Consider the following 14,249-nt stretch of genomic DNA (forward strand, 5'->3'; position numbering starts at 1 on the left):
CGAAGGCGGGAACCCAGGGACGTTCGCTGTTGCCCGGAAGCCCAAGACGCTGGGTCCCCGCCTTCGCGGGGATGAGGATGCCGGGCGCGGCTTCAGGCCGCGCCGTCGATTTCCTTGTGCAGTTCCTGCAGCGACCACACCGGACCCGTGCCGCGGTACTCGAGCGAGTTGACCAGCGCACGCGCGCCGGACACCGTCGTCGAATAAGTCACGCGATGCTGCAGCGCTTCGCGGCGGATCGAGAACGAGTCGTTGATCGCCTGGCGGCCTTCGGTGGTGTTGACGATGTAGACCAGCTCGCCGTTCTTGATCAGGTCGACCACGTGCGGGCGGCCTTCGGTGACCTTGTTGATGCGCTCGCAGCTGATGCCCTGCGCGGTCAGGAAGGCATGCGTGCCCTCGGTGGCGACCAGGCTGTAGCCACGCTTGACCAGGTCCTGTGCGACCGGCAACACGCGGGTCTTGTCCGGATCGCGAACCGACACGAACACCTTGCCGCCCTGCGGCAGCGCCTTGATGCCGCCGGCTTCCTGCGCGCGCGCCATCGCCGCGCCGAAGTTGCGGCCCACGCCCATCACCTCACCGGTGGAACGCATCTCCGGCCCGAGGATCGGGTCGACGCCCTGGAACTTGGCGAACGGGAAGATCGCTTCCTTGACCGAGTAGTACTCCGGGATGATCTCCCTGGTGGCGCCCTGCGACGCCAGGGTCTGGCCGACCATGCAGCGCGCCGCGATCTTGGCCAGCGCCATGCCGGTCGCCTTGGACACGAACGGCACGGTGCGCGAGGCACGCGGGTTCACTTCGATCAGGTAGATCGTTTCCTTGCCCTGCTCGTCGAAGGTGATCGCGAACTGGGTGTTCATCAGGCCAACGACCTTGAGCGACTTGGCCAGCGCCCGCACCTGGTCGCGCAACTTGTCCTGCACGGCCGGGGTCAGCGAGTACGGCGGCAGCGAGCACGAGGAGTCGCCCGAGTGCACGCCGGCCTCTTCGATGTGCTCCATCACGCCGCCGATCAGGACGTTGCCATCCTTGTCGGCGATGACATCGACGTCGACTTCGACGGCGTTGTCGAGGAAGCGGTCGAGCAGCACCGGCGAGTCGTTGGACACCTTGACCGCGTCGCGGATGTAGCGCGTCAGGTCGGAGTCGCCGTAGACGATTTCCATCGCGCGGCCGCCGAGCACGTAGCTCGGGCGCACCACCAGCGGGTAGCCGATCTGCGAGGCGAGCAGAAGCGCTTCGTCCGGGTTGCGCGCGGTGCGGTTGAGCGGCTGCGCCAGGCCCAGGTCCTGCACCAGCTTCTGGAAGCGCTCGCGGTCCTCGGCCAGGTCGATGCTGTCCGGGCTGGTGCCGACGATCGGCACGCCATTGGCTTCCAGTGCGCGCGCAAGCTTCAGCGGCGTCTGGCCGCCGTACTGGACGATCACGCCCTTGGGCTTCTCCAGGTCGGCGATTTCGAGCACGTCCTCGAGCGTGAGCGGCTCGAAGTACAGGCGATCGGAGGTGTCGTAGTCGGTTGAGACCGTCTCCGGGTTGCAGTTGACCATGATGGTTTCATAGCCGTCCTCGCGCAGGGCGAGCGCGGCGTGCACGCAGCAGTAGTCGAACTCGATGCCCTGGCCGATGCGGTTGGGACCGCCGCCAAGCACGATGATCTTGTCGCGGTTGGTCGGGTTGGCTTCGCACTCGTCCTCGTAGGTCGAGTACATGTAGGCGGTGGTGGTGGCGAACTCGGCCGCGCAGGAGTCCACGCGCTTGTACACCGGGCGCACGCCGAAGGCGCGACGCAGCGTGCGGACGGCGGTCTCGTCGGTGCCGGTCAGCTGCGCCAGGCGCGCGTCGGAGAAGCCCATGCGCTTGAGCGCGCGCATGCGGCTCTTGTCGAGCGCGGACAGGCCGGCTTCGGCGACCTGCTTCTCGGCGGCGATGAGTTCTTCGATCTGGTCGAGGAACCACGGGTCCACGAACGACATCGCGTGGACGTCTTCGACGCTCATGCCGGCGCGGAAGGCGTCGCCGATGAAGAACATGCGCTCCGGGCCCGGTTCCTTCAGTTCGCGGCGCAGCGTTGCCAGGTCTTGCTCGCTGGACAGGTCCAGGCCGGTGGGGTCGAGGCCGACCTTGCCCGTCTCCAGGCCACGCAGGGCCTTGTGCAGCGATTCCTGGAAGGTGCGGCCCATCGCCATCACCTCGCCCACCGACTTCATCTGCGTGGTCAGGCGGGCGTCGGCCTGCGGGAACTTCTCGAAGGCGAAGCGCGGGATCTTGGTGACGACGTAGTCGATCGTCGGCTCGAACGAGGCCGGGGTGGCGCCGCCGGTGATCTCGTTGCGCAACTCGTCCAGCGTGTAGCCGACGGCGAGCTTGGCGGCGATCTTGGCGATCGGGAAGCCGGTGGCCTTGGACGCCAGCGCCGAGGAGCGCGACACGCGCGGGTTCATCTCGATGACGACGACGCGACCGTCCTTGGCGTTGATGCCGAACTGCACGTTCGAACCGCCGGTGTCGACGCCGATCTTGCGCAGCACCGCGATGGAGGCATCGCGCAGGCGCTGGTATTCCTTGTCGGTCAGGGTCTGCGCCGGGGCGACGGTGATCGAGTCACCGGTGTGCACACCCATCGCGTCGAAGTTCTCGATCGAGCACACGATGATGCAGTTGTCCGCCTTGTCGCGGACCACTTCCATCTCGAATTCCTTCCAGCCAAGCACCGATTCCTCGACGAGGATTTCGTGTACCGGCGACAGCTCGAGGCCGCGCTTGGCGATGTCCTCGAACTCTTCCTTGTTGTAGGCGATGCCGCCACCGGTGCCACCGAGGGTGAACGACGGACGGATGATGGTCGGGTAGCCGACGCGCGTCTGGATGTCGACCGCCTGCTCGAAGCTGCGTGCGACTTCCGCCTTCGGGCACTCCAGGCCGATCTCGGCCATGGCGACGCGGAACAGCTCGCGGTCTTCGGCCATGCGGATCGCATCGCGCGAGGCGCCGATCAGCTCGACGTTGTACTTCTCCAGCACGCCGTTGTCGGCCAGGTCGAGCGCGCAGTTCAGCGCGGTCTGGCCGCCCATCGTCGGCAGCAGCGCGTCCGGGCGTTCCTTGGCGATGATCTTCTCGACCGTCTGCCAGTTGATCGGCTCGATGTACACGGCATCGGCCATGTTCGGGTCGGTCATGATGGTCGCGGGGTTGGAATTGACCAGCACCACGCGGTAGCCCTCGTCACGCAGGGCCTTGCATGCCTGGGCGCCTGAATAATCGAATTCGCAGGCCTGGCCGATCACGATCGGGCCAGCGCCGATGATCAGGACGGTCTTGATGTCGGTGCGCTTGGGCATGGTGTCCTCAGTAAAGTCGTTCCTGCCACGCGGGGGGCGCGAGCCAGGTGATCTGCTCGGCGGATCGGGCATCGACCGCGCCGTTGTGAATCGCAGCAAGCACGGCCTGCTGCATCGAATTCCAGCTGCCGGCGGTGGCGCCGATGCGCGCACCGATCCGGTTGTTGTGCGCATCCATCGCACGTGCGGCATTTCCCTGCCCGCCCCGCTCCATCACCTGCGTCACCCAGTCGACGCAGCGCGGCGACAGCGTGTAGGCCACGATCGCGCTGGCCAGCGTGTGCCGGTAGGCATCGGCCGGGCCATTGCGACCGCCGGGAAGGCCGACCGCGAAGAACTGCGCGTACACGGCGACCATCACGAACACCGGATACGCACCCAACACAGCCGCCGCCAGGAACCAGCGACGCCAGCGGCGGCGCTCAGGGCTCGCGACGACGTTGCTGGCGACGACGGCGCCCATCACGCCTTGGGCAACTCCACACCGCACTGCGACTGCACTTTCGCCGCCAGCGTTGCCTGCTGCTCCTGCGGCAGGTCCACTTCCGGGAAATCGCGCTTGAGCACGGCCGCCGCCGGACTGGACATGAACTTGGCCACGTCATCCAGCTGCGTCGGCGTCAGTCCGTCCATGAACTCTTCCGGCTCCGGGCGCGGCTGATTGCGCACGGTCGCGACCACGCCACTGCGGACGAACTCCATGAAGCGCGCACCGCCCGGCGTCTGCGAGAAGCGTTCCCAGTCCTCGACCACCGCGGCATCGCCGAACAGGTCGCGGAAGGCATTGTTCATTGCACCGGCGAACGCCGGCCGGACCAGTCCGCTGACGCAGGTGCGCTCGCGGTCGCTGTAGTGCGACAGCTCCGGCGAGCGGTCGAACTTCTCGTCCATGGTCAGCGCGAACGCTTCGTCGAAACCCAGCAACTGCTGGACCCGCACCACCTGGCTGTCGGACGGCACGGCTGCCGCGGCCACGACGGGCAGCAGCATCAGTGCGACCGCAGCCACGCGGCGCAGCGCCTGGGTCACTTGGCCTGCTCCATCATCGCCACGAAGCGATCGAACAGCGGAGCGACGTCGTGCGGGCCGGGGCTCGCTTCCGGGTGACCCTGGAAACTGAAGGCCGGGGCATCGGTCAGGGCGATGCCCTGGTTGGTGCCGTCGAACAGCGAACGGTGAGTCACGCGCACGTTGGCCGGCAGCGTCGGCTCATCGACCGCGAAGCCGTGGTTCTGCGAGGTGATCATCACCCGGCCGCTGTCGAGGTCCTGGACCGGATGGTTGGCGCCGTGGTGGCCGGTGCCCATCTTCATGGTCTTCGCACCGCTGGCCAGCGCCAGCAGCTGGTGGCCCAGGCAGATGCCGAAGGTCGGGATCTTCGCCTTGATGAATTCACCGATCGCCTTGATCGCGTAGTCGCACGGCTCCGGATCGCCCGGGCCGTTGGACAGGAACACGCCGTCGGGCTTGAGCGCGAACACATCCGCGGCCGGCGTCTGAGCCGGCACCACGGTCAGGCGGCAGCCGCGCTCGGCGAGCATGCGCAGGATGTTGTGCTTGACGCCGTAGTCGTAGGCGACGACGTGGAAACGCGGCGGCGCCTTGACGAACTCGTTGCGGTCCAGGTCGAGCTGGCCGTCGGTCCACTCGTAGCTCTTGGCCGTGGTCACTTCCTTGGCCAGGTCCATGCCCTTGAGGCCGGGGAACTTGCGCGCGGCTTCCAGTGCCTTCTCTACGTTGATCTCTCCAGCCATCAGCGCACCGTTCTGCGCACCCTTCTCGCGCAGGATGCGGGTCAGCTTGCGCGTGTCGATGTCGGCGATGGCGACGATGCCGCGCTTGGCCAGCCATTCCGGCAGCGACACCTGGCTGCGCCAGTTGCTCGGGCGACGCGGCACGTCGCGCACGATCAGGCCGGCAGCCCAGGCCTGTGCGGCCTCGTCGTCCTGGTCGGTGCAGCCGGTGTTGCCGATGTGCGGGTACGTCAGCGTCACCATCTGGCGCGCATACGACGGGTCGGTGAGGATTTCCTGGTAGCCGGTGATGGCCGTGTTGAACACGACTTCGCCGACCGAAAGGCCGGGCGCGCCTACGGAAACGCCCTCGAAGATGGTGCCGTCTTCGAGTGCGAGGATTGCGGGTTGGGTCACGGGGATCGCCTTGGCTGCCGGGGGGTGCTGACACCCCCACCGCTGCGCATCCGCCGGAATGCCTGAGTCGGCAAAAACCGGCCTGCAGCAAAGCGCGGACGCGGTGCGGGACCGGTCCGACGGAAGGGGTTCAGGCGAGCGGGAATTCTAGCGGTCCGCGGCCCCGGGCGCCAGCCTTGAATGAATGGCGGCCAGAGATTCTTCAGGCTCGTACAGGCCTGGCGGGAGCCCGTAGCGGGGCTTGCGGCCCTCCGGAGCGCTCACCCACGCCATTGTCGGCTCAGAGCAAATCGCGCAGGCGGTACTGACCGGGCGCCTTCGCCGCCAGCCTGGCCGCGGCGTGCAACGCGCCGCGGGCGAAGATGTCGCGGTTGGTCGCCCGGTGCACCAGTTCGATGCGCTCTCCAGGCGCTGCGAACTGCACCAGGTGTTCGCCGACGATGTCGCCGGCGCGCAGCGAGGCGTAGCGCGGCTGTGCCCCACCCTGCTCCGCGCTCGCACCCAAGGCCAGGGCCGTGCCTGACGGCGCGTCTTTCTTGTGCACGTGATGCGATTCGACGATGTCGCAATCCCAGCCCGGCAGCGCGGCCGCGGCCCGCTCGACCAGTTCGCTGAGCACCGCCACGCCGAGGCTGAAGTTCGCCGCCCACAGCAGCGCGATGCGCCCGGCCGCCGCGTCCAGGGCGTGGCGCTGTGCGTCTTCCAGTCCGGTCGTGCCCGAGACCAGCGCCGTACCGCGATGCGCGCACAGATCGAGGATGGCGTCGAAACCCTGCGGCAGGCTGAAATCGATGGCGACGTCGAACGGCGGCACGCCGGGCAGTTCCGCCGCGGCGAAATGCGGTACGCCATCGACCACGCGCTGCGAAGGTTGCGAGCGCGACACCGCGGCAACCACGACGACATCGTCGCGCTCGGCGGCAAGGCGTAGCAGGGCCTGGCCCATGCGGCCGGTGACGCCGTGGATCAGCACACGGACGGGCGGGTTCGATTCATTCATGCGCGCAGGCTAATCGCAACACGGCCGCGTGGACAAGCGAACTGCCCGAATGGCGATGGCGAATGGTAATAATCCGCCAGCGTCCATGCCGGAGCACGACCGTGTCGTCACCCCAGGCACTACTGATTGGCGAAGCCTTCTCGCCGTGGACGCAGAAGGCGCGCTGGGCGCTGCAGGTCTGCGCTGTCGACTTTGCGTACCGCGAGTACACGCCCACGCTGAGCGAGCCCTGGCTGCGCTGGCGGATGCGGCAATGGACGGGGACGGTGTCGGTCCCCGTCCTGCTGGCTGGATCAGAGGTGATTCGCGGCTCGTGGGATATCGCCCGCTTCGCCGCCGCTCGCGCCGGCGACGACCGGCTCGGTGACTTCGACGCGATCGCACCGTGGAACGAACTCAGCGAGGCCGCACTGGCCGAGGCCCGCAGCCGCGTCGTGCGTTGCGTGCTGGCCGATCCGCAGGCGCTCGATGAGGCGTCCGCTTCGGTGCTGCCGCCGCCGTTGCGGCAACCATTGCGCTTCGTCGCACGCGACGCCGCGCGCCGGCTCGATCGCAAATACCGGCACCTGCTCGTGCCCGGATCGCTGCGGATTGCATTGCAGCGCACGCGCGCTGGCCTGCAGGCGTCGGGTTGCGACTACCTGCTGGGCAGCTTCAGTTACGCCGACATCGCCATGGCCGTCGTGCTGGAGGGCATCGCGCCCGCCGCGAAGATCGAGCCGCCACTTGGCCCGGCCACCCGCCGCTGCTGGAGCGACGCGGCGCTGGCCACGGAATTCGAGGATCTGCTGCGATGGCGGGAGCGGCTCGTTGCAAGCCACTCCCACCCATGATCAGGACGTCATCCGGTCCCAGAAGCCCTTCACTCCGTCCAGAAAGGTGGAGGCGCGCGGCGAATGTCGACGGGCTCCCTCCCCGACGAACGTCGCTTCGAACTTCTCCAGCAGCTCGCGCTGCTCGGGGGTCAGGTTGACCGGCGTTTCGACCACGATCCTGCAATACAGGTCGCCCGGGGCGCGGCTGCGTACCGATTTGACGCCCTTGTCGCGCAGGCGGAACAGCTTTCCGGTCTGACTCTCGGCCGGGATGCGCAGCTCGACGTCGCCATCGAGCGTAGGCACGCGGATCGTGTCGCCCAGTGCTGCCTGCGAGATGCGAACAGGCACTTCGCAGTGCAGGTCGTCGCCGTCGCGCTGGAAGATCTCGTGCTCGCGCACGCGCACGTCGACATACAGGTCGCCCGGCGGGGAACCGGCCGGCCCTGCTTCGCCTTCGCCGGTGAGGCGGATGCGATCGCCGTTGTCGACGCCGGCGGGAATCTTCACCTGCAAGGTCTTGGTGCGCTCCACGCGCCCCTGGCCGTTGCAGTCGCCACACGGATTGGCGATGGTCTTGCCGCGACCGCCGCAGTGCGGGCAGGCCTGCTGCATCGAGAAGATGCCGCGCTGGAACCGTACCTGGCCACGACCCTGGCAGGTCGAGCAGGTCTCGAGGTTGCCATCGGCCGAACCGGTGCCGTCGCAGGTGTCGCACTCGTCGAGGGTCGGAATCTCGATCGTCTTCTCGATGCCGCCAACCGCCTCTTCCAGCGTCAGCTCCATCACGTAACCGATGTCGGCACCGCGACGCGGACCTCGCGCACCGCCGCCTCCGCCGAAGATGTTGCCGAAGATGTCGCCGAAGATGTCGCCCATGTCGGCGTAGCCGGCACCGCCACCACCACCGCCCATGCCATGTTCGAAGGCTGCATGGCCGTGCTGGTCGTAGGCGCGTCGGCGATTGCCGTCGGTGAGGACCTCGTAGGCCTCCTTGCATTCCTTGAACGACGCTTCGGAAGCGGCGTCACCCGGATTGCGGTCCGGGTGGTATTTCATCGCGCAGCGGCGATAGGCCTTCTTCAGGTCTTCGTCGCTGGCGTCACGGGCCACGCCCAGGACTTCGTAGTAATCGCGCTTGCTCATTTGCCGGGGTTGACTCGGTGACTCGGTAAGGGGGAAACGTCAAAGCGAAGATCGAACACAAGAAAGGGGAACCGGCTGCGGAAGCACTGCCGTTGGCTGCGCTGTCCTCATTCCGGCTCCCCGTTCTTCGGTTTCCGCCTTACTTCTTGTCGTCCTTGACTTCAGTGAACTCAGCGTCCACGACGTCATCGGACTTCGGCGCGCTGCCACCGCCGCCTTCCTGGCCCGGCTGCGACGCGGCTGCGGCAGCGGCGAACAGCGACTGCGCCGCTTCCTCCAGCGCCTTCGACTTGGCCTCGATCTGGCCCTTGTCGTCGCCCTTCATCGCCGTCTCGAGCTCGGCAATCGCGCCTTCGGTGCGGCCGATCACGTCGCCGGCGACCTTGTCGCCGTTGTCCTTGATCGCGCTGCGGGCGTTGTGGATCAACGCGTCGGCGTGGTTGCGGGCCTGGACCAGCTCGTGGAACTTCTGGTCTTCCTCGCGGTTGGCTTCCGCGTCGGCGACCATCTTGGCGATCTCGTCCTCGGACAGACCGGAACCGGCCTTGATCTCGACCTTCTGTTCCTTGTTGGTCTTCTTGTCCTTGGCCGACACGTGCAGGATGCCGTTGGCGTCGATGTCGAACGACACCTCCACCTGCGGCATGCCGCGCGGCGCGGCCTCGATGCCGGTCAGGTCGAAGCGGGCCAGCGACTTGTTGTAGCGGGCCTGCTCGCGCTCACCCTGCAGCACGTGCACGGTCACCGCGGACTGGTTGTCCTCGGCGGTGCTGAAGGTCTGCGAGGCCTTGGTCGGGATGGTGGTGTTCTTCTCGATGATCTTGGTGAACACGCCACCCAGGGTCTCGATGCCGAGCGACAGCGGGGTCACGTCGAGCAGCAGCACGTCCTTGACGTCGCCGGCCAGCACGCCGCCCTGGATCGCGGCGCCCACGGCCACGGCCTCGTCGGGGTTGACGTCCTTGCGCGGTTCCTTGCCGAAGAACTCGGCCACGGCCTGCTGCACCTTCGGCATGCGGGTCTGGCCGCCGACCAGGATCACTTCGCTGATCTCGCTGGCACGCAGGCCGGCGTCGTTCAGGGCGATGCGGCACGGCTCGATGGTGCGCTTGACCAGGTCTTCGACCAGGGCTTCGAGCTTGGCGCGGGTCAGCTTGATGTTGAGGTGCTTCGGACCGGAGGCGTCAGCGGTGACGTACGGCAGGTTGACCTCGGTCTGCTGCGCGCTCGACAGCTCGATCTTGGCGCGCTCGGCGGCGTCCTTCAGGCGCTGCAGGGCCAGCGGATCCTTGCGCAGGTCGATGCCCTGGTCCTTCTGGAACTCTTCCACCAAATAGTCGATGACGCGCTTGTCGAAATCCTCGCCACCCAGGAAGGTGTCGCCGTTGGTGGCCAGCACTTCGACCTGCATCTCGCCGTCGACCGACGCGATCTCGATGATCGACACGTCGAACGTACCGCCGCCCAGGTCGTAGACCGCGACCTTGCGGTCGCCGCCCTTCTTGTCCATGCCGTAGGCCAGCGCGGCCGCGGTCGGCTCGTTGATGATGCGCTTGACGTCGAGGCCGGCGATCTTGCCGGCGTCCTTGGTCGCCTGGCGCTGGCTGTCGTTGAAGTAGGCCGGCACGGTGATCACGGCCTCGGTGACCGTCTCGCCCAGGTAGGCCTCGGCGGTCTTCTTCATCTTCGCCAGCACTTCAGCGGAGATCTGCTGCGGCGCCATGTTCTTGCCGTCGGCCGTGGCGACCCAGGCGTCGCCGTTCTCGTGCTGCACGATCGAGTACGGCACCAGGTCGAGGTCCTTCTGGACTTCGGCGTCGGTGAACTTGCGGCCGATCAGGCGCTTGACCGCGAAAAAGGTGTTCTTGGGGTTGGTGACGGCCTGGCGCTTGGCCGAGGCGCCGACCAGGACTTCGCCGTCCTTGGTGAAGGCCACGATTGAAGGCGTGGTGCGGTCGCCTTCGGCGTTCTCGATGACCTTGGCCTTGCCGCCTTCCATGATCGCGACGCACGAATTGGTCGTGCCCAGATCGATACCGATGATCTTGCCCATGTGTGTAGCTCCCTCGCTAATGCTTGAAATGGTGTGGCGCCGAATCTGTGGTGGCGCCGATGTGCGTTATCTGGGGGCCGGCAGTTGCCTCTTCAAGCGACCGCGTTGGCAAAGTCGCTCGCCTGGCGCCGCCCTGCCCCGATCGTTCAGTCGTGCTTGGCCACCACCACCAGCGCAGGGCGCAGCAGGCGGTCGTTGAGCAGCCAGCCCTTCTGGTAGACCTGGACCACGTCGCCCGGCGCATGCCCGGCGCTCTCGACCATGCTCATCGCCTGGTGGTGCTCCGGGTTGAAGGCCTTGCCGGCCGGGTCGATCGCAACCAGGCCGTTGTCGGTGACGACCTTGAGCAGCTGGCGCAGGGTCAGTTCCATGCCTTCGCGCAGGTGCTGGGCGGTGTCGGCCTGGATGGTTAGGCCAGCCTCGAGGCTGTCGATCACCGGCAGCAGGTCGCCGAGCACGCGCTCGTTGGCGAACTTGCGCGCCATGTCGATGTCGCGGGCCATGCGCTTGCGCTGGTTCTCGAGCTCGGCGCGTTCGCGCAGCGAATCCTCGCGCAGCTGCGTCAATTCGGCGCGGGCGGCCTGCAGTTGCGCGGCGAGCGATTCGCCGCCGTCGGCGTCGCTGGCCATGTCCAGGGTGTCGTTGTCGGGGGTGTCTTGCGGATCGATCTGGGTCATGCGGTGCTCCATCCCTGCGCCAAGGGCGCCAAACAATTCGGAAATCCGCGCTCAAGGCGCGACAGGGCAGCAATGGGGCCGCCCTGCGAGGTTTCAAGACGAACTGCGCCGTTGGCGACGGCCAGATGCCTTCCCGGCCGGCCAGGAGGCGTTCCCGGTTTCAGGCGTGGTAGGCCAGGCCGGGCCTCGGGACCCAGGCCGTCAGGATTCGGAGTGGATCGCGGCCCCGAGCGCATCGGCGGCGGCCTGGACCACCGGAATCACCCGCTCGTAGGCCATCCGGGTCGGCCCGATCACCCCCAGCACGCCCAATACCTGCCCACTGCCGCCACCGGCCACGTAAGGGGCGGTGACGAGCGACATCCCCTCCAGCGGCGCCAGGCCGGTCTCCTCGCCGATGAAGATGCGAACGCCGGGCGCCTGCACCGTGCGCTCGAGCAGCTGCAGGATCTCGCGCTTGCGGGCGAAGGCGTCGAACAGGTCACGCAGGCGGTCCAGGTCGGCCAGCTCCTGCACCCCCATCAGGCGGGTCTGCCCGGCCAGCACCATGTCGTCGCCGCCCGGGGCCAGGGCCTGTTCGGCCAGCTCGACCGACTGCGTCAGCAGCGACTGCATCTCGGTCTGGGCCGTGCGCAGCTCGCGCAGGAGGGTGGCGCGGATGTCGGCCACGGTGCGCCCGGCGAAGTGGGCATTCAGGTAATTGGCGACGCGCTCGAGCTCACCACTGTCGAACGGGCGGCGGGTCTGCACGATCCGGTTCTGCACTTCGTTGTCGGCGAATACCAGGATCGCCAGCACGCGCGCGCCGTCGAGCGGAACGAAATCGATGCGGCGGAACGCGAACTGCTCGCGCCGCGGCACGCTGACCACGCCGACGAAGTGGGTCATCGCCGACAGCAGCTCCGAGGCACTGCCGAGCAGGGCCTGGGTGCCGGAGCCGGCCGGCAGTTCACCGCGCAGGCGGGCCAGGTCGGAGTCCGGGAGCGGTCGCACCTGCAGCAGCGAGTCGACGAACAGGCGGTAGCCCTGGGCCGTCGGGATTCGCCCGGCCGAGCTGTGAGGGGCGCTGAGCAGGCCAGCGTCTTCCAGGTCGGCCAGGATGTTGCGGATGGTTGCCGCGCTGACATCCAGGCCGGCGTGCCGCGCCAGCGTCTGCGAGCCGATCGGCTCGCCGCTGTTGATGTAGCGGCCGATCAAGGTGCGCAACAGCTGCCGTGCACGCGGGTCGAGGCTGGGATCGGCAGGTTTGCGGTTCATGACGGGCATATTGATAGGTCGCGGCCCGATCCGGTGCAAGGGCTTTCGGCGCCGGCCATTGCGGCCGATGCCGCAGATCTGAACCTGCGAGACGCTCCCCCGCTATCACGCCGCAACCTACACAAGGCACAATCGCGCTCCATGCTCGTCCACCTCTCCCTCAAGCAGTTCGCCGTGGTCAGTGAAGCCGAGCTCGGCTTCGGACCCGGCCTGACCGTCATCTCCGGCGAGACCGGCGCCGGCAAATCGTTGCTGGTCGACGCGCTGGGCCTGATCTCGGGCCTGCGCGCCGACAGCGGCGTGGTCCGCCACGGCGCCGACCGCGCCGAACTGGTCGCCGGCTTCAGCCTCGACGACGTTCCGCTGGCCGGTGCCTGGCTGCGCGACAACGAGCTCGACGAAGACGAAGCCTGCCAGATCCGGCGCGTGATTCGCGCCGACGGCGGCTCGCGCGCCTGGGTGAACGGCCGCCCGGTCACCCTGGGCCAGCTCAGCGAGCTGTCCACGCTGCTGGTCGAGATCCATGGCCAGCACGAACACCAGGCGCTGCTGTCGCGCCCCAGCCAGCTGGCGTTGCTGGATGCCTTTGGCCGCACCCAGGCCGAACTGGCCGCCGTCGGCGCCGCAGCGACCCGCTGGAGCGCATTGCTGGCCGAGCGCGACGAACTGTCAGCCAAGGGCGACGTCTCCGACCGCATCAGCTGGCTCGAACACCAGCATGGCGAACTGGATCGCGAAGACCTCGAGGCCGACGCGATCGCGCGCCTGCAGGACGACCATCGCCGCCATGCCCATGCCGCTGACCTGATCGCTGCCTGCGAAGGTGCTTTCGCCCGCCTCGGCGGTGAGGAAGGCCCCTCGCTCTCGCGCAGCCTGCAACAGGTTCGCAGCGACCTGCAGCGCGTTGTGGAACACGAGCCGCGCCTGGGCGATGTCGACGGCATGCTCGACGCCGCCGCGATCCAGGTCGACGAGGCCCTTGCCCTGCTCGACCGCGTTCGCAGCGATCTCGACCTGGACCCGTCGGCCCTGGAAGTCATCGAGCAGCGGCTGACCCGCATCCACGAGCTGGCGCGCAAGCATCGCGTGCCGCCCGAGCAGCTGGGCGCGCAGCGCGATGCGATCGCGTCCGAACTGGAATCGCTGCAGGGCGCCGGCGCGCGCCTGGCCCGTCTCGATACCGAGATCGAAGCCGCCCGTCGCGACTGGCGCCAGGCCGCCGACGCGCTCGGCCGCCTGCGCCGCGAGGCCGCGGCCAAGCTGTCGGCCAGCACCACCGCGCTGATTTCCGAACTGGGCATGGGCGGCGGCCGCTTCGACGTCCAGATCGAACCGGTCGAAGCCGACCGGCCCGACCCGCAGGGCGGCGAGCGCGTGGAGTTCCTGGTCGCCGCCAATCCGGGCCAGCCGGCGCGCGCGCTGCGCAAGGTTGCTTCCGGCGGCGAACTGTCGCGCATCTCGCTGGCGATCGAAGTCGCCGCGCTGGGACTGGACGCGGTACCGACGATGGTCTTCGACGAAGTCGATACCGGCATCGGCGGCGCCGTGGCCGAGATCGTCGGCCAGAAGCTGCGCGCGCTGGGCGCCAGCCGCCAGGTGCTGTGCGTCACTCACCTGCCGCAGGTCGCCGCGCAGGGCCATGCCCATTACCGGGTCAGCAAGGCAGCCAGCGAAGGCGTCACCCAGAGCGCGGTGCAGTTGCTCAATGACAAGCAGCGCGAGGAAGAACTGGCGCGCATGCTCGGCGGCGTGGAGCTCACGCGCGAAGCGCGGGCGGCAGCCAAGCGCCTGCTCGCCGACGTGTAGC

Annotated in this window: 11 protein-coding genes; 2 read left to right on the forward strand and 9 right to left on the reverse strand. The window is 67.9% G+C overall.

Annotated features, from left to right (window positions below; translation table 11 throughout):
* Positions 1–92: 92 nt before the first annotated feature.
* From carB to dapB, 5 genes are all read right to left on the reverse strand, one after another.
* Complete coding sequence (gene carB / locus AC3A3Q_RS00385; protein ID WP_487584384.1) at positions 93–3,344, reverse strand: carbamoyl-phosphate synthase large subunit; 3,252 nt, start codon at positions 3,342–3,344, stop codon at positions 93–95.
* A 7-nt stretch (positions 3,345–3,351) separates the two neighbouring features.
* On the reverse strand, positions 3,352–3,807 hold the full coding sequence (locus tag AC3A3Q_RS00390; protein WP_487584385.1) for a DUF6973 domain-containing protein: 456 nt from the start codon (positions 3,805–3,807) through the stop codon (positions 3,352–3,354).
* Complete coding sequence (locus AC3A3Q_RS00395) at positions 3,807–4,373, reverse strand: hypothetical protein (RefSeq protein ID WP_487584386.1); 567 nt, start codon at positions 4,371–4,373, stop codon at positions 3,807–3,809. Before AC3A3Q_RS00395 ends, AC3A3Q_RS00390 begins: the two co-directional genes overlap by 1 nt.
* The gene (gene carA / locus AC3A3Q_RS00400; protein ID WP_487584387.1) at positions 4,370–5,494 is read right to left on the reverse strand and encodes a glutamine-hydrolyzing carbamoyl-phosphate synthase small subunit; all 1,125 of its coding nucleotides are present in this window, start codon (positions 5,492–5,494) and stop codon (positions 4,370–4,372) included. The genes AC3A3Q_RS00395 and carA overlap by 4 nt, the downstream gene beginning before the upstream one ends.
* A gap of 280 nt (positions 5,495–5,774) precedes the next feature.
* The gene (gene dapB / locus AC3A3Q_RS00405) at positions 5,775–6,494 is read right to left on the reverse strand and encodes a 4-hydroxy-tetrahydrodipicolinate reductase (protein WP_487584388.1); all 720 of its coding nucleotides are present in this window, start codon (positions 6,492–6,494) and stop codon (positions 5,775–5,777) included.
* A 101-nt stretch (positions 6,495–6,595) separates the two neighbouring features.
* On the opposite strand from dapB, the gene AC3A3Q_RS00410 reads away from it, so the two are divergent.
* Positions 6,596–7,327 (forward strand): glutathione S-transferase N-terminal domain-containing protein, encoded by a 732-nt coding sequence (locus AC3A3Q_RS00410; RefSeq protein ID WP_487584389.1) that lies wholly within the window; start codon positions 6,596–6,598, stop codon positions 7,325–7,327.
* Here the strand turns inward: AC3A3Q_RS00410 and dnaJ are convergent, their stop codons facing one another.
* From dnaJ to hrcA, 4 genes are all read right to left on the reverse strand, one after another.
* Complete coding sequence (gene dnaJ / locus AC3A3Q_RS00415; RefSeq protein WP_487584390.1) at positions 7,328–8,455, reverse strand: molecular chaperone DnaJ; 1,128 nt, start codon at positions 8,453–8,455, stop codon at positions 7,328–7,330.
* Between the two features lie 139 nt (positions 8,456–8,594).
* Entirely contained in the window at positions 8,595–10,508 is a 1,914-nt protein-coding gene (gene dnaK, locus AC3A3Q_RS00420; RefSeq protein WP_487584391.1) for a molecular chaperone DnaK, read from the reverse strand.
* 146 nt (positions 10,509–10,654) lie between these two features.
* Positions 10,655–11,185, reverse strand: coding sequence for a nucleotide exchange factor GrpE (gene grpE, locus AC3A3Q_RS00425; RefSeq protein WP_487584392.1), 531 nt, complete (start codon positions 11,183–11,185; stop codon positions 10,655–10,657).
* A gap of 201 nt (positions 11,186–11,386) precedes the next feature.
* Positions 11,387–12,442, reverse strand: a complete 1,056-nt coding sequence (gene hrcA / locus AC3A3Q_RS00430; RefSeq protein ID WP_158730853.1) for a heat-inducible transcriptional repressor HrcA — start codon at positions 12,440–12,442, stop codon at positions 11,387–11,389.
* Between the two features lie 141 nt (positions 12,443–12,583).
* Between hrcA and recN the strand changes: the two genes are divergently transcribed.
* A complete protein-coding gene (recN, locus tag AC3A3Q_RS00435) occupies positions 12,584–14,248 on the forward strand; it encodes a DNA repair protein RecN (RefSeq protein ID WP_487584393.1) in 1,665 nt (554 codons plus the stop codon).
* The last annotated feature ends 1 nt before the right edge of the window (position 14,249 follow it).

This window comes from Lysobacter sp. Soil_C_59 (genome assembly GCF_057656415.1).

Excerpts from the sequence above, each read along its gene's own strand:
- carB (WP_487584384.1), bottom strand. The coding sequence starts at position 3,344 with ATGCCCAAGCGCACCGACATCAAGACCGTCCTGATCATCGGCGCTGGC.
- AC3A3Q_RS00390 (WP_487584385.1), bottom strand. The coding sequence starts at position 3,807 with ATGGGCGCCGTCGTCGCCAGCAACGTCGTCGCGAGCCCTGAGCGCCGC.
- dapB (WP_487584388.1), bottom strand. The coding sequence starts at position 6,494 with ATGAATGAATCGAACCCGCCCGTCCGTGTGCTGATCCACGGCGTCACC.
- dnaJ (WP_487584390.1), bottom strand. The coding sequence starts at position 8,455 with ATGAGCAAGCGCGATTACTACGAAGTCCTGGGCGTGGCCCGTGACGCC.
- dnaK (WP_487584391.1), bottom strand. The coding sequence starts at position 10,508 with ATGGGCAAGATCATCGGTATCGATCTGGGCACGACCAATTCGTGCGTC.
- grpE (WP_487584392.1), bottom strand. The coding sequence starts at position 11,185 with ATGACCCAGATCGATCCGCAAGACACCCCCGACAACGACACCCTGGAC.
- hrcA (WP_158730853.1), bottom strand. The coding sequence starts at position 12,442 with ATGAACCGCAAACCTGCCGATCCCAGCCTCGACCCGCGTGCACGGCAG.
- recN (WP_487584393.1), top strand. The coding sequence starts at position 12,584 with ATGCTCGTCCACCTCTCCCTCAAGCAGTTCGCCGTGGTCAGTGAAGCC.